The organism is Hyphomonas adhaerens MHS-3, from assembly GCF_000685235.1.
Taxonomy (GTDB): Bacteria; Pseudomonadota; Alphaproteobacteria; order Caulobacterales; family Hyphomonadaceae; genus Hyphomonas; species Hyphomonas adhaerens.
This window is the reverse complement of the sequence record NZ_ARYH01000002.1, coordinates 234,244-251,830: the sequence shown is the minus strand read 5'-3', so window position 1 is coordinate 251,830 and position 17,587 is coordinate 234,244. Positions and strand designations below refer to the sequence as shown.

The 17,587-nt window shown below is 60.0% G+C and carries 18 protein-coding genes; 10 read left to right on the top strand and 8 right to left on the bottom strand.

Features of this window, described 5'->3' with window-relative positions:
* Positions 1-82 precede the first annotated feature (82 nt).
* From tpiA to HAD_RS13300, 3 genes are all read left to right on the top strand, one after another.
* Positions 83-826, top strand: a complete 744-nt coding sequence (gene tpiA / locus HAD_RS13310) for a triose-phosphate isomerase (protein ID WP_035572496.1) — start codon at positions 83-85, stop codon at positions 824-826.
* 86 nt (positions 827-912) lie between these two features.
* Complete coding sequence (gene secG / locus HAD_RS13305; RefSeq protein WP_035572929.1) at positions 913-1,374, top strand: preprotein translocase subunit SecG; 462 nt, start codon at positions 913-915, stop codon at positions 1,372-1,374.
* Positions 1,375-1,437: 63 nt separating this feature from the next.
* The gene (locus HAD_RS13300) at positions 1,438-3,075 is read left to right on the top strand and encodes a CTP synthase (protein ID WP_035572494.1); all 1,638 of its coding nucleotides are present in this window, start codon (positions 1,438-1,440) and stop codon (positions 3,073-3,075) included.
* On the opposite strand, the gene HAD_RS13295 is transcribed toward HAD_RS13300, so the two are convergent.
* From HAD_RS13295 to HAD_RS13285, 3 genes are all read right to left on the bottom strand, one after another.
* Positions 3,072-3,785, bottom strand: coding sequence for an SDR family NAD(P)-dependent oxidoreductase (locus tag HAD_RS13295; protein ID WP_035572492.1), 714 nt, complete (start codon positions 3,783-3,785; stop codon positions 3,072-3,074). The genes HAD_RS13300 and HAD_RS13295 overlap by 4 nt on opposite strands.
* Before the next feature lie 53 nt (positions 3,786-3,838).
* The gene (locus HAD_RS13290; RefSeq protein ID WP_241765374.1) at positions 3,839-4,882 is read right to left on the bottom strand and encodes an SAM-dependent methyltransferase; all 1,044 of its coding nucleotides are present in this window, start codon (positions 4,880-4,882) and stop codon (positions 3,839-3,841) included.
* Positions 4,883-5,164: 282 nt separating this feature from the next.
* Complete coding sequence (locus tag HAD_RS13285) at positions 5,165-6,661, bottom strand: cryptochrome/photolyase family protein (RefSeq protein WP_051596299.1); 1,497 nt, start codon at positions 6,659-6,661, stop codon at positions 5,165-5,167.
* Positions 6,662-6,795: 134 nt separating this feature from the next.
* On the opposite strand from HAD_RS13285, the gene rfaE2 reads away from it, so the two are divergent.
* Both rfaE2 and HAD_RS13275 read left to right on the top strand, forming a co-directional pair.
* The gene (gene rfaE2 / locus HAD_RS13280) at positions 6,796-8,262 is read left to right on the top strand and encodes a D-glycero-beta-D-manno-heptose 1-phosphate adenylyltransferase (RefSeq protein ID WP_035572491.1); all 1,467 of its coding nucleotides are present in this window, start codon (positions 6,796-6,798) and stop codon (positions 8,260-8,262) included.
* Positions 8,259-8,444, top strand: coding sequence for a hypothetical protein (locus HAD_RS13275; RefSeq protein WP_035572489.1), 186 nt, complete (start codon positions 8,259-8,261; stop codon positions 8,442-8,444). The genes rfaE2 and HAD_RS13275 overlap by 4 nt, the downstream gene beginning before the upstream one ends.
* Before the next feature lie 3 nt (positions 8,445-8,447).
* Here the strand turns inward: HAD_RS13275 and hspQ are convergent, their stop codons facing one another.
* Positions 8,448-8,816, bottom strand: a complete 369-nt coding sequence (gene hspQ, locus HAD_RS13270; protein WP_051596331.1) for a heat shock protein HspQ — start codon at positions 8,814-8,816, stop codon at positions 8,448-8,450.
* A gap of 135 nt (positions 8,817-8,951) precedes the next feature.
* On the opposite strand from hspQ, the gene HAD_RS13265 reads away from it, so the two are divergent.
* Both HAD_RS13265 and HAD_RS13260 read left to right on the top strand, forming a co-directional pair.
* Positions 8,952-10,100, top strand: coding sequence for a Ppx/GppA phosphatase family protein (locus tag HAD_RS13265; RefSeq protein WP_051596330.1), 1,149 nt, complete (start codon positions 8,952-8,954; stop codon positions 10,098-10,100).
* A complete protein-coding gene (locus tag HAD_RS13260) occupies positions 10,097-10,816 on the top strand; it encodes an RlmE family RNA methyltransferase (protein ID WP_035572487.1) in 720 nt (239 codons plus the stop codon). Before HAD_RS13265 ends, HAD_RS13260 begins: the two co-directional genes overlap by 4 nt.
* Positions 10,817-10,822: 6 nt before the next feature.
* On the opposite strand, the gene HAD_RS13255 is transcribed toward HAD_RS13260, so the two are convergent.
* Positions 10,823-11,743, bottom strand: a complete 921-nt coding sequence (locus HAD_RS13255; protein ID WP_035572484.1) for a sulfotransferase — start codon at positions 11,741-11,743, stop codon at positions 10,823-10,825.
* Positions 11,744-12,010: 267 nt separating this feature from the next.
* Entirely contained in the window at positions 12,011-12,310 is a 300-nt protein-coding gene (locus HAD_RS13250; RefSeq protein WP_084331967.1) for a dodecin family protein, read from the bottom strand.
* A 142-nt stretch (positions 12,311-12,452) separates the two neighbouring features.
* Between HAD_RS13250 and HAD_RS13245 the strand changes: the two genes are divergently transcribed.
* Both HAD_RS13245 and HAD_RS13240 read left to right on the top strand, forming a co-directional pair.
* Positions 12,453-12,860 (top strand): GFA family protein, encoded by a 408-nt coding sequence (locus tag HAD_RS13245; protein ID WP_035572483.1) that lies wholly within the window; start codon positions 12,453-12,455, stop codon positions 12,858-12,860.
* Entirely contained in the window at positions 12,857-13,279 is a 423-nt protein-coding gene (locus HAD_RS13240; RefSeq protein ID WP_035572482.1) for a hypothetical protein, read from the top strand. The genes HAD_RS13245 and HAD_RS13240 overlap by 4 nt, the downstream gene beginning before the upstream one ends.
* A 3-nt stretch (positions 13,280-13,282) precedes the next feature.
* On the opposite strand, the gene HAD_RS13235 is transcribed toward HAD_RS13240, so the two are convergent.
* A complete protein-coding gene (locus HAD_RS13235) occupies positions 13,283-14,452 on the bottom strand; it encodes a PrnB family protein (protein ID WP_035572481.1) in 1,170 nt (389 codons plus the stop codon).
* Positions 14,453-14,546: 94 nt separating this feature from the next.
* On the bottom strand, positions 14,547-15,920 hold the full coding sequence (locus tag HAD_RS13230) for a serine hydrolase domain-containing protein (RefSeq protein ID WP_051596298.1): 1,374 nt from the start codon (positions 15,918-15,920) through the stop codon (positions 14,547-14,549).
* A 102-nt stretch (positions 15,921-16,022) separates the two neighbouring features.
* Here HAD_RS13230 and guaB point away from each other — a divergent pair, with 102 nt between their 5' ends.
* Entirely contained in the window at positions 16,023-17,480 is a 1,458-nt protein-coding gene (gene guaB / locus HAD_RS13225; RefSeq protein WP_035572480.1) for an IMP dehydrogenase, read from the top strand.
* Positions 17,481-17,587: the final 107 nt, after the last annotated feature.

Sequence of the window (17,587 nt, the reverse complement as noted above, 5' to 3'; positions counted from 1 at the left end):
AGGCTTGTACTTTCAACTATTTGCAGGATGGCTCAGTGCTTGCTAGGCGACCCGGCAAAGTCAATCAAGATAGGTAACGCTGATGGCACGGACACTTATTGCCGGGAATTGGAAAATGAACGGGCTTCGCGCCTCGCTGGTGGAAATCACTGCGATTGCTGGCGGGGTTACCCCGGCGAAGGAAAATGTCGAGGCGTTGATCTGCGTTCCGGCTACGCTTTTGATGCAGGCTGCCGACCAAGCGCGGGAGTCGGCACTGAATATCGGCGGGGAGACTTGCCACACCAATGAAAAGGGCGCTCACACCGGCGACGTTTCTGCAGAAATGCTGGCTGATGCAGGCGCATCCTATGTGATTGTAGGCCATTCGGAACGCCGCGCCGACCATGACGAAACGAGCGAGATTGTCGCGTCACAGGCCGCCGCCGCCCTCCGAGCAGGCATCACGCCGATCATCTGTGTCGGCGAAACGGCCGCAGAGCGGGACAGTGGCAAGGCACTTGAAGTGGTCACCGGCATGCTGCGTGAGTCACTTCCGGAAGGGGCATCGGCCGAGAGCGTCGTGATCGCCTACGAGCCTGTCTGGGCAATCGGGACAGGCAATGTCGCCACGGTCGAGGCCGTCGATGAAATGCATAATGCCCTGCGCAGCTGCCTGGCGGATGTTTATGGCGCGGCCGCCGACCTCATTCCAATCCTGTATGGCGGCAGCATGAAGCCGGACAATGCAGGCGATCTTCTGGCGGTTAAAAACGTCAATGGCGGTTTGATTGGCGGCGCAAGCTTGAAGGCGACGGATTTCCTCGCCATTTACGCAAAAGCCTGATTCACCATTCTGACTGAAGGCAGCACTTGGCCTGCGCGCGCATTCCCTATATGCGGGCGCCTTGGACGAAACGTATCGGATTTGTCATGCAGAACGTTATCCTCGTGATCCACATCCTCGCCAGCCTGGTCATGATCGGGCTGGTGCTGGTCCAGAAGTCTGAAGGCGGCGGTCTCGGAATCGGCGGCGGCGGTGGTGGCTCGAATTCCCTGCTGTCAGGCCGTGGTGCCGCCGGCGCTGTCGTGCGTTCGACAATTCTTTTCGGGGCAATCTTCTTCACGACCAGCCTGGCGCTGACGACGCTGGCCAATCGCAGCACTGACAACCGGTCGGATATTGAGCGGGTACTGGCTCCGGAAGATTCTGCTCCGTCTCCAAGTGCTCCAACAGATCTGTTCGATCCGTCGGCGCCGCTGCTCTCCGGGCAGGCGGGCCTGTCGGATGACAGCGTGGCCGTGCCGGAAACGGCCCCAGACACAGTAGAAAGCGAGGGTGATGCTGCAGCAGAGCCGGAAACACCTGCTCCTGAAAGCAGCAATCCCCAATAATTCTCGTTTGCGCCTGTTTTTGGCGCGCCAGGCAAACCCGAATCACGGCATCAGGGTGCTCCCATGATCCGCTATATTTTCATTACCGGCGGCGTGGTGTCCTCCCTTGGAAAGGGTATCGCTTCCGCCGCCCTCGGCGCATTGCTGCAATCTCGCGGCTATGGTGTCCGTTTGCGCAAACTCGATCCGTATCTGAACGTCGATCCCGGCACGATGAGTCCCCGCCAGCATGGCGAGGTGTTCGTCACCGACGATGGTGCCGAGACCGATCTCGATCTGGGCCACTACGAGCGTTTCACGGGCGTGTCTGCACGGCAGTCGGACAACATCACCACCGGACGGATTTACAAGCATATCATCGAGAAAGAGCGCCGCGGCGACTATCTCGGCGCGACAATCCAGGTCATTCCGCACGTCACAAACGAGATCAAGGACTTCGTCCTCTCCGATCCGGGAGAGGGCGTTGATTTCGTGCTCTGTGAAATTGGCGGGACAGTCGGCGACATCGAAGGCCTGCCGTTCTTTGAAGCCATCCGCCAGCTCGGCCAGGAACTGGGGCCGGACCGCGCCTGCTTCATCCACCTGACACTGCTGCCCTATATTCCGGCCGCCGGCGAGATGAAGACCAAGCCGACCCAGCACTCGGTGAAAGAACTCCGCTCCATCGGTATCCAGCCACAGGTGCTCCTGTGCCGGTGTGACCGCCCGATCCCGGAGAACGAAAAAGGCAAGATCGCCAGCTTCTGTAACGTCCGTCCGTCCAGCGTGATCGAAGCGCGTGACGTGCGTCATATCTACGATGTGCCCGAAGCGTATCACGCGCAGGGACTCGACAAGGAAGTGCTGGCGCACTTCCGGATCGATGACGCGCCGGAGCCCGACCTTTCAGGCTGGCAAAAGATCGCCAACACGATCCACAATCCCGATGGCGAGGTCTGTATCGGCCTTGTCGGAAAATACACCGATGTTCCCGACGCTTATAAGTCGGTTGCCGAGGCCCTCAGCCATGGCGGCCTGGCCAATAACGTCAAGGTCGAGGTGAAACTCATCAATTCCGAAGAGTTTGATGATGAGCATCGTCCGCTGGACATTCTGGAAGGCGTGCACGGCATTATCCTGCCGGGCGGGTTCGGCGAACGCGGGGCGCACGGCAAGATGCGGGCGGCACGGTTCGCCCGGGAGCGGAAGGTGCCGTGTTTCGGCATCTGCTACGGCATGCAGATGTCCGTGATCGAGGCGGCCCGCCACATGGCTGGCATTGAAGACGCAAACACGACTGAAAACGAACCAAAGACAAAATCGCCGCTCGTTGGCCTCATGGAGGAATGGACCAAAGGCAACGAAAAAGTGACGCGCGACGAGAATACCGACAAGGGCGGCACGATGCGCCTTGGCGCTTACCCGGCCCGCCTGACGGAGGGCAGCAAGGTCGCGGAGATCTATGGGGCTCTGGATATATCCGAACGCCACCGTCACCGGTATGAGGTCAACGCAGCCTATATGGATGCGCTGGAAAAGGCTGGCGGGCTGTTCTCCGGAAAGTCACCGGATGGCACATTGCCAGAGATATTCGAGATTCCGACGCATCCCTGGTTCATTGGGGTTCAGTATCATCCGGAACTGAAATCCCGCCCGTTCCAGCCGCATCCTCTGTTCGCAAGCTTCATCGAAGCGGCCGTCAAACAGAGCCGTCTGGTCTAGGCAGGTATCTCTTTTCCCGCCCAGTCGAAGCACTTGCCGCTATCGGCCGGCGTCAGGCCGTCGATGACTCGCAAGAGGTGTTTTGCTGACTCAGTAGGCGAGAAAAGCTGCTGGTCGGGCACATTCTTCTGGAATGGGCGGGACAGGGACGTGTCAACGGTTCCGGGATGAAGCCCGGCGACGATGAAATCCGGATTGAGGCGCGCCTGTTCAATCCCGTAATTCCGGATAAGCATGTTGAGCGCGGCTTTCGAGGCACGATAGGCATGCCACCCGCCCAGACGGTTATCGCCGATCGAGCCGACACGGGCCGTTAAAGCGGCAAAAACTGCACGCCCCCGGCGCGGCATGATGGGAAGCAGGTGCTTGGCGACCAGGGCTGGCCCAAACGTATTTATACGGAACACCTGATCAAAGGCGTCCGCTGACTGGTGGCGAAGTGACTTTTCAGGCTGAAGTTTATCGCCGTCGGACAGAATTCCGGTCGCGACCAGAATGAGCCTCAGGTCGGTCTCACGTTTCAGAACGTTGGCCAATTCCGCGAGGCTGGTCTCGTTCGTGATGTCAGCTGAATATGAACTGATCTTTCCCCGTGAGGCAGCCGGATGACGGGAAACGATGTGGAGTTTTTCGATTGCGGGATCTGCAGCGCATTGCGCGACAAGCGCTGCACCTATGCCGCCGCCAGCACCGATTATGACCGCCTGCATAATGCCGCCCTTGTCTTGGCCCGTTGGGATGAATTTGAATTGCCGTGTATTGGTCAGGCCTTGGACAGCTGGAACTGGCCGACATTGATGCGGGCATCCGAAAAGCCCGCTTCGCAATAGGCGAGGTAAAAGTTCCACATGCGCCGGAAAGGCTCGTCAAAGCCGAGTTTGGAAATCTGCTCCCAGGCATCATTGAACGCGCGGGACCATTCACGGCAGGTGCGGGCGTAATCCTGTCCGAAATAGGTCACGCCGTCATGGCGCAGACCGGCCAGATGGAATTGTTCCTTGAGCGCTTTCTCACTGGGCAGCATGCCACCGGGGAAGATGTGGCGCTGGATGAAGTCGACGCGCTTGCGGTATCTGGGGAACAGGTCGTCGTCGATTGTGATGATCTGCAACGCGGCCTTGCCGCCGTCTTTCAGTGTTTCAAAAATCTTCGCGAAATAGCTGGGCCAGTAGGATTCGCCGACGGCTTCGAACATTTCGATTGAAGCGACGCCATCATACTTTCCAGCATGATCGCGGTAGTCCTCCAGCCGGATTTCAACCCGCTCGTTGAGGCCTTCTCGTTGCATCCGTTGCATCGCATAATCGCGTTGGGAAGGGGAGATCGTGAGACACGTTACTTTCGATCCGCGTTGCTTCGCGGCGAACTCTGCAAACCCGCCCCAGCCGCATCCGATCTCGAGGATTTCGCTCGTCGGCCCGGCACCAATCCGATCACAGATGTTCCGATATTTCGCCTGCTGTCCTTGTTCCAAGGTCATGTTCTGGTTTTCGAAAACCGCAGAAGAGTAAGTCATCGAGGGATCGAGCCACAAGGAATAGAAATCGTTCCCGAGGTCGTAGTGCGCCTCGATATTCTTCTTTGCGCCTTCGCGCGTGTTCCGGCTTGAAAAGACATGGCGAACCATGTTGACCCAGCGGACAACCGCACCACCGACAGCCAGCTTGCCGGTTGCCTCGAAATTGGCAGAGAAGAAGCGAAGGACTTCCGTCAAGTCTGGCGTAGACCATTCGCCATCCATATAGGCCTCGGCAAAGCCGACATCTCCGCCAGCCATCGCACGTTTGACAAAATTAAAGTCGTGCACGGATATCACCGCATGCGGACCCGGCTGACTGTTCTTGAACAGGAGTTGCCTTCCATCGGGCAATCTGAATTCCAGGGTGCCGTGCTGTGTATTGAGAAGGGCCAGGCAGGCAATTCTGAAGCTTGCCGGAACATTATTCAGGGTCCGGATCGCGTTGGGTGAAGCTTTAATCATCCCGGTCATTGCATCTCCCTCTTCCAACAGGGACTGGGTGCCACCTTGCCAGAACGACCCTTCGAATCCAACCATTTCCGGAAATTCCTGCTTCATAGTGGTCCAGCCTTAAGCGTTTGTGCGTTGAGATTTCAGGGTTTCGTACGCTTCCAGAGCCCGTTCCCGCGCGGATTTGTGGTCCACCAGAGGGCATGGGTAGTCTTCCCCGAGTGTAATGCCTGCACGGGACAAAGTTTGCTCGTCTGCAGTCCACGGGGAATGAAGATGCTTGTCAGGCAGGCCCGCAATTTCTGGACACCAGCGCCGCACATAGGCGCCGTCGGCGTCGAATTTCTGTCCTTGGGTGATCGGATTGAAAACGCGGAAATAGGGCGCCGCATCGGCGCCGGATCCGGCCGTCCATTGCCAGCTCGCCGGGTTCGATGCGGGGTCGGCATCCACCAGGGTATCCCAGAACCAAGCCTCGCCGTTCTGCCAGTTTAGCAAGAGATGCTTGGTGAGAAAGGAGGCCACAATCATCCGGACACGGTTGTGCATCCAGCCGGTTTCCCACAATTGCCGCATACCCGCATCAACGATTGGATAGCCTGTCTGTCCGGTCTGCCATGCTTTCAGTGCGGGCTCGTCGGTGCGCCATGGCATGTGATCAAAATCTGAATTGTAGTTCGCCTCGGCGAGGTCTGGCCGGTAGTAGAGCAGCACGTAGGAGAATTCGCGCCAGACGATCTCGGACAGGAATTTCCAACCACCGTCCTCACTGATCCGGCCAGCTTCCATGGCCGATGTGACCGTACGCCAGATTTGTGCCGGTCCGATTTCTCCGAACCTCAAATGGGGCGACAAACCGGATGTGCCATCTTCCTTGCCAGGATGGTCTCGTTCTTCCGGGTAGGCCTCGACCGGCCCGTCCAGAAATGCGTTCAAGCGGTTCAGCGCGCCGGTTTCGCCCGGAGACCAGATTGCGTCGAACCCTGTCGACCAATCAGGCTTCTCAGGATGCAGGCCCAGATCATCTATCCTGAGCGTTTCGGGCGCCGGGCCCGTCAGACTCTTCGGACGGGGAAGCGCGGCGGGCGCTTCGTAGCAGGCGCGCAGCGCTTTCCAGAAGGGGGTGAAGACTTTGTAGAATCCCCCCGATCCGGTCTTCAATACCCAGGGTTCCACCAACAGGCGGGCGTTGAAGCTTTCGGCATCAATTCCCCGATCCTTGAGGTGAGCTTTGATTTCAGCATCAGCATCGCGCTCTGCGGCGGCGTAACGGCGGTTCCAGTAGACCGTGTCTGCACCGGTTTCATCGATTACCCTGTCCAGGCAGGCGCTGCCATCGCCTGCCTGGACCGTCAGCTGTCCACCCAGCTGTTCGATATCGCGCGAGAATGCTTTCAGAGATTTGTCGAGCCACCATTGCGAGGCGCCCCCCAACGGGCGTCCGGCATTTTCTCCGTTCATGTGTATGTACAGGCAGACGATTGGGCGCTCCTGCCTGACGGCGGCATGCAGGGCCGGATTGTCGGAAAGCCTCAGATCTTCCCGGAACCAGACGATAATGGGGGGTGCAGAGGCAGGCAGGGCGCTTTTCCTGATGTTTCCGGTGTCGGAAAACATACGTACCGCGAGCCGGTTTGGATCCATCCGGCATGCGGCTTCACCTTTTACGTCACCCCGCCAGCGGCTATATCCTCAGAAAAACCGGAGAAGAGCATGACCGATTCCCTTCTGGCGGGCGCGGCGTACAGCTGATGGCGCGCGCATCCCTCATTGACCTGATCGCGTCTGCGGCAGGGCGGAAAATCGTCTGTGTCGGCGACGTCATGCTCGATCGCTTCGTCTATGGCGATGTCTCTCGAATTTCACCGGAAGCGCCGGTTCCGATCATGCGCCGCACGCGGGAAGCCTCCATGCCCGGCGGCGCGGGAAATGTTGCTCGCAACCTGGCCTCACTCGGACTTCATACGGCCCTGATCGGTGTGGTCGGGGACGACGCCGAAGGCCGGGAACTCGCGGCGTTGCTGGGCAAGCTGCCGAATGTCGAAGCGGACCTCATCGCCATGCGCGGACGGCCGACCACACTCAAAACCCGCTTCGTCGCCGGCGCTCAGCAATTGTTGCGAGTCGATGCTGAAGAGGTCGCCGGGATCGAGAAGGACATCGAATCCGAGCTCGTCTCCGCACTTCACGAGGTGGCGGCGGATGCCGCCCTCATCATCCTGTCGGACTACGCCAAAGGCGCGATGACAGACGGCGTCATCAAGGCCGCGTTGGAGGCAGGAGAAGCGTTCGGCATTCCGGTCATCGCCGACCCGAAAGGGCGTGACTTCCGGCGCTATGGCGCGGTCGACCTGCTCAAACCGAACGGTCACGAACTGGCACATGCGTTCGGCATGCCGACCGAGACCGACCAGGATGCCGCTGCCGCGCTGGCCGCTGCCGCGAAGACATTGCCGGCGAAAGCCGTGGTCGTCACCCGCGCGGCCAAGGGCATGTCATTCATCACAAAAGACAGTGAAGTCACCCACAAGGCCGGAAAGGCGCGGGAAGTCTACGATGTGTCGGGAGCAGGGGACACGTCCATTGCGGCGCTGGCGCTGGGGCTTGCCGGCGGAGGCACGCTCAGCCAGGCGGTCGACCTTGCGATCGCGGCATCCGGTATCGCGGTCGGAAAATCCGGCACAGCCACTGTGTCGGCTGACGAATTGCGCGGTGCTCTTGAGATGGGGCTCGATCATGGCGGAGTTAGCCATATCCCGCTTGAAACGGCCATATCTCAGGTCTCGATCTGGCGTGAAGCGGGCCTCACGGTTGGCTTCACCAATGGCTGTTTCGATATCCTTCACCCCGGACATCTCAAGGTTCTGGAGGAGGCCAAGAGCCGGTGCGGACGTCTGATCGTCGGTCTGAACTCCGACGCGTCGGTCCGGCGGCTGAAGGGGCCGACACGTCCGGTAAACGACGCAGAGTCCCGCGCACGTGTGCTGTCGGGCCTCAGTGCTGTCGATGCCGTGGTCGTCTTCGAAGACGATACGCCCGCAGCTCTGATCGAAGCCCTGCAGCCGGATCTTCTCGTGAAAGGTGGCGACTATACGCTGGACACGATTATCGGCGCGGATGTGGTGCTCGCGCGCGGCGGAACCGTACACATCGTGCCAACACTCGATGGCCAGTCCACAACAGCGGCGATCGCCCGCGCCAAGGCTGGCGAAACATGAGCGAGGCCGCCCGAATTGCTGCCCAGCTTTCGGCCCAATACGGCGAAGATGCGGCTGTGATTGCGACGCTGCGCGCAGCGGAAGTTGCGGCTCAGGGAGATACCGAGGCGCTGGCGCATTGGGATGAAGTGATCGTCATTCTGGAAAATGGTGACAGGCCTGACAATGGCCCGACAAACTGACGCCTAGTTGGCGACGCCCTTTTTCAGCTCATAGGTTCCGCGCGACGTCACGTTGAACCATTCCTGAATGTCGGGATGGCTGAGCGGTTGCGCGGAGTCATCCGGCACAAGGTTCTGCTCAGACACGTAGGCGATGTAGTGGGTGCGCTCATTCTCGGCGAACAGGTGGTAGAAGGGCTGGTCCTTGCGGGGGCGCACCTCTTCCGGAATGGCTTCATACCATTCATCGGTGTTCGCGAATTGTGGGTCCACATCGAAGATAATGCCACGGAACGGGAAATGACGGTGACGAACGACCTGGCCGATCTGGTATTTTGCCGTGAAGGTGGAAACCGCATTGTAGCTGACGTTACGGTCAACGGGACGATCCAGCACATATGGCGCTTCGGCGGACTGCCTGCTCTTGCGGCTACGCCCCCCGGTCAACCATCCAAACAGCCCACGTCTACTGGTCATTTACGTCTCCTGTGGTAGAGATTGCCTCAAGATTTCAGTTTGGGCCACATCATGGCTGACAAAAAAGCGGCGAACCGCCGGGGAAACCGGCGAAGTTCGCGCAAAGGGCGCAATGGACCGCTTTATGCGGCTGTTGACCTTGGAACCAATAATTGCCGCCTGCTCGTGGCGGAGCCGTGGGGGAAATCCTTCCGCGTCGTAGACTCGCATTCACAGATTGCGCGTCTGGGCGAAGGGCTTCACGAAACCGGCCGGCTGTCAGAAGCCGCGATCGAGCGCGCCCTGGATGCGCTGAAGGCGATTCGCGGAAAGCTTAAAAACAATGGTGTCGGCCGGGTGCGCTGCATTGCGACCGAAGCCTGCCGCCAGGCCGAGAACGGGGCTGACTTCATCCGCCGCGTGCACGAAGAAACCGGCCTGACCTTCAAGATCATCAACGCCAAGGAAGAGGCCCGCCTCGCTACCATTGGTTGCCACGACCTGATGGGCGATGACGCAAAGACCGTGCTGGTCATCGACATTGGCGGCGGATCGACCGAACTGTCCTGGGTGAACGCAAAAGTGGCCCGCGAAGGTGGCTCACACGGGCTCGTCAAACGCGCACCGATTCAGGACTGGACCAGCCTGCCACTGGGCGTCGTGACGCTTCATGATCGCTTCGGGCACCTGCCGGAAGAAGAGGCGTTCCCCGCCATGCTGGATTATTGCGGTAAAGTGATTTCCGCCTGGAAGGGCACCGAGCGCGTCAGCCGCGCCATGACGCAGGAAGGCTCTCATCTGATCGGCACATCCGGGACAGTCACCTGCCTTGCAGGGGTTCACCTGAAGCTCGATCGTTACCGGCGCGACAAGGTAGATGGCAGCTGGATGAGCCGGGAAGAGGCAGACGCCGCGGTGAAATTGTTGCGCGACCTCGGGCTGGACGGCCGGGCGACCCTGCCGACCATCGGGGAAGAACGTGCCAGCCTGATGCTGTCCGGCTGTGCCATCATGCAGTCGATCTGGGATGCATTTCCAGGGGATCGCTTGCGCGTCGGCGACCGGGGACTGCGCGAAGGCCTCTTGCTGTCGATGATGTATGGCGGCAAGAGCCCGCGGAAACGCGGCACTCGCCGCCGGTCCGGCCGGAACAAATCCGCAGATGCCGGCTCCGGCCCCGCAAAAGACGGCAATTCCCCCACCGCAGAGGTCTCCCCATGACGGATGATGAAAAACGCCGCTGGAAAGGCCCCTCCGACAAGCGCGGCACATCCGGCCGGCGGATGGGCGAACGCAAGATCATTGCGCACAGAGCAAAGAACGAAAGCTCCAAACGCTGGATCGAACGGCAACTTCAGGATCCCTACGTCCAGAAAGCAAGATCGGAAGGTTATCGCGCCCGCGCAGCATACAAGCTGCTGGAGATTGAAGAGAAACTGCATCTGTTCCGGCGTGGCCAGCGCGTCGTCGATCTGGGATGCGCCCCTGGCGGATGGCTTCAGGTGGCCGGGATAAAAGGCGCCAGCGAGATTGCCGGAATCGACCTTCTGCCGGTGGAGCCCCTGGCGGGTGTGCATATTGTCCAGGGCGACATCAACGAACCGGGCGACGTGGCCGAACTCATGAAGGGGCTGACCGGTCCGCCCGATCTCGTCCTGTCCGACATGGCGGCGAACACGACCGGGCACAAGCAGACCGACCACCTGCGTACCGTCGCCCTCGTCGAAATGGCGGCGGCTTTCGCCGTCGAGCATCTCGCGCCGGGCGGAACCTTTTGTTCAAAGGTTTTTCAGGGCGGTGCAACCAAGGAAGTGCTGGATCTTCTGAAAGCCAATTTCACCAGCGTGAAGCACATCAAGCCGCCAGCCAGCCGGGCCGGCAGTCCGGAAATCTTCGTCGTGGCAAAGGGGTTTCGAGGCTCGCGCAAAGCGGGCTGAGCGGGATCAGCCGATTTTGGAGCGATCTTCCCCGAGCGGGGAGGGGAGTGCCTGGAAGTACCCGTTGTCTGGGAACAGGTCTTTTGAAACCGATTTGATGCAATCGATCTCCGACCGGGTCAGGCGTTTCTTCCAGTCATTCAGGCGCTCTGTGACCGTCAGGGTTTCACGGCCGGAATTTGTGACCGGGCTTGCCGTGTCATTGGATGCGATGTTCACGGATGAAATGTTCAACCGGTTCAGAATGCCAGGGCCCTGTCCGACGATGTCTTCATACCGGACAAGGTGTGCCTTGCCTGAAATGATGCTTTGTTGTGCGGCGCGTTCGCTGAGGCTCCACAATGCGGCCAGGCGATGGACCGGGGATTTGTCGAACCGGAGCAGGGTGTCTGCGCGTTCGTATTCTGCGGTGCCTTTAGTGAAGTCCTGCAGGCTGTAGGTCTGCTTGAAGCGCACATCCTCAAACCGCCACGACCAGTCCGTTTCCTTGAAGCTGGCATAAATGGCCGCCGGATTTCTCCGGATGTGAATGATCGGGATGTGATGAGTGTCAGCGACCTCATCCAGGACGAAGCCCAATTGGGTGAACTTCACCACCAGTGCACGGGACCAGGCCCGGTTTCCGGAATGCCTCAGAAAATGAGTGTAACCATGCGTGCCGACGCCTCTCAGCGCGAGGTGCAGCTTGATCCGGTCCCGCGGGGTCAGGCAGTTGTCTGACAGGGGCATATAGACATTCCGGCTCGCTTCGGAGACCGGGCGGCCCAACTGGTCCCATTGATGTCCGGCTGCGGGCGAGAACGGCTCAAAAAGCGATTTGGCATCCATCGCATCGACGAGCGTCTGCTGCAGCCATGTGGTGCCACTGCGCCAGAAGCCGTTGACCAGCAGGGTATTCCTCAAATTCGGCGAGCTGACATAGTCCATCAGCCCGATAGAAGTGAGTTTTAGACGACCAAAGCCTCGCACGTGTCTCAACCTGCCCCTGGATTACACAAGAATTGCCGTTCTATTGGCAATTCCTGGACCAGACAGCGGCTCAAGGTCTTAGATGCCCAGTGTTTATTACAGAATCTGGCTTTTTAGGCGTTGGGAAACTCCTCACCCGAAGGGTAAGGTATTTATACTGGTATGTGAGATATCCAGTTGTGACACACCCTTAGAACAGGCGGCACTCCAGCCTGGCAGCGTAAATCAAAGCCGTGCTTCGATGGTGTGATGGTTGCCCGGGGGACGTCTTCCACCGCAGGCGCGCTGAAAATAGAAGTCTTCCGCGTCCGCTGCCTTGCTGGCAGCCTCGTAACCGAGTTTCAGGGTCACCTGATAGTGCGTCACCTGGCCATTTGAGATGAACCCGCGGGCCGTCACGACATCGAACCAGTCAGGCTCTCCATAACCGTCTCGTGCCACGGTCAGCGTCCGGGCAATCGCATCATCCACGGACACGTCTGACGTGCCGGTGATCGTGCGGTTAAATGAGCTGGCTGCAGGCATAGGAGCAGGCTTTTCCGTTCTTTCGCTACAACTCCCTCCGCAATATCTATGCCTGAGGGCCATGTTCGGTTCCAATTAACTGCCGCTTGCGCCGCGTCACCTGACGTTTCACAATGATGGCAACACATCGGGAGGATACGACATGACCACGACTGGCGGCTGCTATTGCGGTGAAATACGATACGAGGCGGACGGCGAGCCCGTTATGAAAGGCGAATGCCATTGCCGCGAATGCCAGTACATTACAGGCGGGCAGGCGAACGATTTCATGGCCATGCCAACGGCCGGATTCCGCTATACCAAGGGAGAGCCGAAAAAATTCAAGCGCAATGACCTTGAACACTCCGTCACCCGGGAATTCTGCGGGAATTGCGGGACGCATATCCTGACCCGTTCGCCCGCGCTGCCGGACGCGGTGATCCTGAAAGTGGGAACGCTTGACGATACAAGCCTGTTCGGCCAGCCGCACGTCGTGATGCAAACGGCCGACGCGCCAAGCTTCCATCACATCCCCGAGGGCATTCCGTCCTTCGAAAGGTTTCCTGGATGAAGCCTGGAAGGCTGATCTTAATCGGGGCGGCGATCGTTCTGGTCGCCGCCTGCAGTGCGCTTCGTGACTATCATGCGGCCAATCCGGACTTTGGCAGCTCCATGCCGCCTTATGAACGCATCCAGTTTGCATCGCAGTTTGCGACACCGGCCGAACAGGCCAGATGTGAAGCGGCTGGCGGTGTCGTCCAGCAGGCGGGGCGGATGGGCTGGCAGCACTGCATTCAAACGTTCACGGACGCCGGCAAGGCCTGCTCCGGCAGCGACGATTGTCTCGGCGAGTGCCGTCTGGCAGGTGAGGCCGGCTCGGTTGCCTCCGGCACTCCGGTTGAGGGTGTTTGCCAGGCCAATGACGCCCCGTTCGGATGCTACACCACCATTGAAGATGGCAAGGCCGGTCAGTCGATCTGTGTCGATTAAGGCCTAGACTGGCAGCAGGTGCGCCTCTGCTTCGTCGCGGTGCTTCTTCAGGTACTTCATGAACGGAGTCCCGCCGGTCCCGACATCCGGGTCATTGCCTGCATTGTGGCTTGCCTGCTTGTTGATGTAGCTCGCTGCATATTCGAGATGCCGCGTCCGAAAACGTGCGAGTTTCGAGACATTGTCGTTATAGAGCGTCTTCAGGTCCGGTGCCCCGGAATGTTCGATGAAGTTCCGGACTTTGCTCGCTGCACGGATGTCTTCGATAAAGCGCCTGTGTGCGGGCGGCCGGTAGGCATGCAGTTCGTCCAGAAAACTCCGCAGCGGGTCGGCGGCATGGCCGACGCTCAGTAGCGCATCCATGGCAGGGACAATGGAAGACTGCGACCCTGTCTGCCCACGGAAGGCCTGTGGCGCACCACCAGTTTCCTCAACGCCATCGTAGATGAGACCATCTCCCAGCGCGGGATTGTCCTTCCAGCCATGGATCCACGGGCGGACGCGGTGAAAATAGCAATAGGGGTCGCATCGCTCGGGCATCCGGTCGAAGATCGCGTTCACGTCGTCCCAGGCCAGAGACATAGCGGCGAGGCAACGCCCCGCTTCGGCTGGGTCAGCAGCGTCCGCGGCCCCGATCAGATTCAGTGCCTCGTCCAGCATTTCGCCGGCCCGGGCTTCAATGGCGACATGGATGAGTATGAACCATGCCTCGTCCATACCGCCGTCGAAGTGCTGGAGGACGCGCACATTCGACAAATCGATCGGCCCGGCCGGATCGATGAGGGTCCAGTTTTCAAGCGTATAGGAGGAATAGGGGAGCAGCGGCGGCTGGCCGAGGCTCTTGCCGAGCTGCCAGATTGGTACTGCCAGGCAGGCGGGCAGGGCGCGCGGGGCTTCCGCTTCGCCCCAGACATAGGTTTGCACCATGAAGGAATAATGCAGCATGGCGATCCGCTGTTCAGCTTCGCTCGCCGTGGCGCAGAACTCATTCAGATCCATCAGGGGCAACCGTTCCAGCAAGGCCCGAACCCGGCCGGTGCAGATCAATTGGGGGATTGCGCGCGCCATCTCCCGGACGGGCTGCAGCCGGAGGGGCAATTCCACCGCTCCTGGATCGAAAGACGCAAGAAACCCCCGCTCACGGGACATCCCGTAGTTCGATAGACTCAACATGCGCTCCTCCCAGAGCAATTAATTTCTTTTGTAACTAATTCTCTATGGGAGGTTTGTGTGGAGGGTCAATGCCGGTGATCAGGCGGCCGGAGGGTTATTCAGGCAGGTCTTCCTCAACCACCGGATTGGAGGGGAAATAGTCTGTGAACAGGGCATGATAGACATCTGTCATCGCCGTTTTCCGCGGCATAACCGGATTGGCAGACAGGTTCTGAACCATGCCGATGAAGATGATGTCGTGATAGGGGTCAATCCAGAACCAGGTTCCGTACGCCCCATCCCAGAAATAGGTGCCTTCCGGCGCGCCGAGGCCCGACCGGATCGTGTTCGTGACGACTGCAACCCCGAAGCCGAAGCGCGTGCCGCGAAATGGCTGGTACATCGGGAAACCGGTTTCCGGATCGGTAAAGTCGGTGCCGCTTGTGCGGAGCAGGCGGACCGAGTCCGGGTTGAGCAGCCTCTCGCCGTCCAGCGTCCCCTCATGCAGCAGCATCTCCGCAAAACGCTCATAGTCCGCGATGGTCGAGACAAGGCCATGGCCGCCAGCATCCCGGGGCAGGTGAGCCGCGTCCATGTCCTGCATCGGACCTTCAATCTTTGCCAGGGGCTGACCCGGGGGCCAGGCGGTGACGTCTGCCAGCCGGTCGCGCTGGGCGTCGCTGACTGAGAAGCCGGTATCGACCATGCCCAGCGGATCAAAGATGCGGCGTTTCATGAAAGCGCCGAGACGTTCGCCCGAAATGCGCTCAATGATTATGCCCTGCAGGTCCGATGCGGCGGAATAGGACCAGGCCGTTCCCGGCTGGTACATCAGCGGCACGCCGGAAAGACGCTTCAGGTACTCCTCGTTGGTTGTCGCACCCTCGACATCCCGCTGTTGGAAAACCCGGTTGGCATAATCGGTCTGGCCGTCGCCATTGGCGAAGCCGGCGGTATGGGTCAGCAGTTCCTGCATGGTCGGCGCACGCTCGGCCGGGCGCAGCCCTCCGCTGCTGCCAGACTGGAAAGACCGGGTGACTTGCAGATTGTTCAATTCTGGCAGGAACCGGGTGATGGGATCGTCCAGACTGAACTTGCCTTCCTCCAGCAGCATCAAAAGGGAGACGGCTGTCACCGCCTTGGTCATCGAGCCGATGCGATAGATTGTTCGGTCGTCGACCGGGTCGGACCCGTTGAGGGTGCGGGTTCCGAAATAACCGGATTGGATCCGGTCTCCGTCCTTGATCAAGGCGTAGGCGAGGTTCGAGACTTTTCCGCTCTGCACATACTGCTGCATATCCTCGTCGAGTTGTTCCAGTATCGGACCATAGAAGGACTCAATCGCCGGCTCATTCCCGGCCTCCGCGGAAATGAGGGCGGTCTCTTCTTCTGCAGGGCCTGGCGCCGCCGCCTCCTTCGCGCTGCACGACATCAGAAACAGGATCAAGGCGACAGAAATGGCGCTCTTTGCCGGCAGTTTATTTTTCACGGAAAACTTCCCCGATAAGTGGATGAGAGTGCATAAGAGACAGGCTACCCCCTTTTCAAGCCCGCGCGACTCCCTTATGGGGCCGAAAAGGGAGCTCCCCACATGAAAATCCGACAAGCGATCACCTTTGACGACGTGCTTCTCCAGCCCGGCGCGAGCGAGGTCCTTCCCGCTGACGTCAACGTCTCAACCTTCCTGACAAAAACCATTCCGCTCAACATTCCGCTGATCTCGGCGGCGATGGATACCGTCACCGAGGCCCGCCTCGCCATTGCCATGGCACAGTCCGGCGGTATCGGGGTCATTCACCGCAACCTCTCCGTCGAGGAGCAGGCCGGTGAAGTGGCCATGGTCAAGAAGTACGAAAGCGGCGTGGTGATGAACCCGATCACCATCGCCCCGACGGCGACGCTGGGCGACCTGAACGAAGTGAAGAAGCGCACCGGCTTTTCCGGCATTCCGGTCGTGGAAGAGAACGGCAAGGTCGTCGGCATCATCACCAATCGCGACACGCGCTTCGCCGAGGACCTGAACGAGAAGGTCGCCAACCTGATGACGCGCGACGTCGTCACGGTGGAGATGGAGACCTCTCCCGAAGAGGCGCGCCGCCTGCTGCACAAGCACCGGATCGAACGCCTCGTCATCGTCGACAAGGACAGCAAGTGCCTTGGCCTCCTGACCGTGAAGGACATGGACAAGGCCGCCGTGAACCCGAACGCCGCAAAGGACAGTGCCGGGCGCCTGCGTGTCGCCGCCGCGTCCACGGTTGGCGATGCAGGCTTTGAGCGGACCGCCGCGCTGATCGAGGCCGGGGCTGATGCCGTGATCATCGACACCGCCCACGGCCACTCCAAGTCGGTTGCCGAGGCCGTGACCCGCGCCAAGAAGATTTCCAATGCCGTTCAGATCATCGCAGGCAACGTCGCCACGAGCGAAGCCACCAAGGCGCTGATCGATGCGGGCGCGGATGCCGTGAAAGTCGGGATCGGCCCGGGGTCCATTTGCACCACGCGCATCGTCGCAGGTGTCGGCGTGCCCCAGCTGACCGCCATTGAGGCCTGCGCCAATGCCGCCCAAGCATCCGGTATACCGGTTATCGCGGATGGCGGTATCAAGTTCTCAGGCGACTTTGCAAAGGCCCTCGCGGCCGGCGCGGCGACCGCCATGATGGGCTCCATGTTCGCGGGCACAGAAGAGGCGCCCGGCGAGGTGTTCCTCTATCAGGGCCGCTCCTACAAGGCCTATCGCGGCATGGGCAGCCTCGGCGCCATGGCCCGCGGATCAGCCGACCGCTACTTCCAGAAAGACGCCGCCGCCGACAAGCTGGTGCCGGAAGGGATCGAAGGCCAGGTGCCGTACAAAGGATCGCTCGTGCCAATCATTCACCAGATGGTAGGCGGTCTGCGCGCGGCGATGGGCTATGTCGGCGCCAAGGACATCGACGAGCTGCACAAGAAAGCCGAGTTCGTCCAGATCACCGGCGCCGGCCTCCAGGAGAGCCACGTCCATGACGTACAGATGACCCGCGAAAGCCCGAACTACTCGCTCTCGCGGGGGTAGGGGGTGAACGGCATAAGTTTGCCGGTTCTGCCGACCATTGAATCTGAGCCGACACGGCCAGTCTGATCCTGAACGGCTTTGCGGCCAGATATCGCTGCAACGCAGGA

Excerpts from the sequence above, each read along its gene's own strand:
- tpiA (WP_035572496.1), top strand. The coding sequence starts at position 83 with ATGGCACGGACACTTATTGCCGGGAATTGGAAAATGAACGGGCTTCGC.
- secG (WP_035572929.1), top strand. The coding sequence starts at position 913 with ATGCAGAACGTTATCCTCGTGATCCACATCCTCGCCAGCCTGGTCATG.
- HAD_RS13300 (WP_035572494.1), top strand. The coding sequence starts at position 1,438 with ATGATCCGCTATATTTTCATTACCGGCGGCGTGGTGTCCTCCCTTGGA.
- HAD_RS13295 (WP_035572492.1), bottom strand. The coding sequence starts at position 3,785 with ATGCAGGCGGTCATAATCGGTGCTGGCGGCGGCATAGGTGCAGCGCTT.
- HAD_RS13285 (WP_051596299.1), bottom strand. The coding sequence starts at position 6,661 with ATGTTTTCCGACACCGGAAACATCAGGAAAAGCGCCCTGCCTGCCTCT.
- rfaE2 (WP_035572491.1), top strand. The coding sequence starts at position 6,796 with ATGGCGCGCGCATCCCTCATTGACCTGATCGCGTCTGCGGCAGGGCGG.
- HAD_RS13275 (WP_035572489.1), top strand. The coding sequence starts at position 8,259 with ATGAGCGAGGCCGCCCGAATTGCTGCCCAGCTTTCGGCCCAATACGGC.
- HAD_RS13265 (WP_051596330.1), top strand. The coding sequence starts at position 8,952 with ATGGCTGACAAAAAAGCGGCGAACCGCCGGGGAAACCGGCGAAGTTCG.
- HAD_RS13260 (WP_035572487.1), top strand. The coding sequence starts at position 10,097 with ATGACGGATGATGAAAAACGCCGCTGGAAAGGCCCCTCCGACAAGCGC.
- HAD_RS13255 (WP_035572484.1), bottom strand. The coding sequence starts at position 11,743 with ATGGACTATGTCAGCTCGCCGAATTTGAGGAATACCCTGCTGGTCAAC.
- HAD_RS13250 (WP_084331967.1), bottom strand. The coding sequence starts at position 12,310 with ATGCCTGCAGCCAGCTCATTTAACCGCACGATCACCGGCACGTCAGAC.
- HAD_RS13245 (WP_035572483.1), top strand. The coding sequence starts at position 12,453 with ATGACCACGACTGGCGGCTGCTATTGCGGTGAAATACGATACGAGGCG.
- HAD_RS13240 (WP_035572482.1), top strand. The coding sequence starts at position 12,857 with ATGAAGCCTGGAAGGCTGATCTTAATCGGGGCGGCGATCGTTCTGGTC.
- HAD_RS13235 (WP_035572481.1), bottom strand. The coding sequence starts at position 14,452 with ATGTTGAGTCTATCGAACTACGGGATGTCCCGTGAGCGGGGGTTTCTT.
- guaB (WP_035572480.1), top strand. The coding sequence starts at position 16,023 with ATGAAAATCCGACAAGCGATCACCTTTGACGACGTGCTTCTCCAGCCC.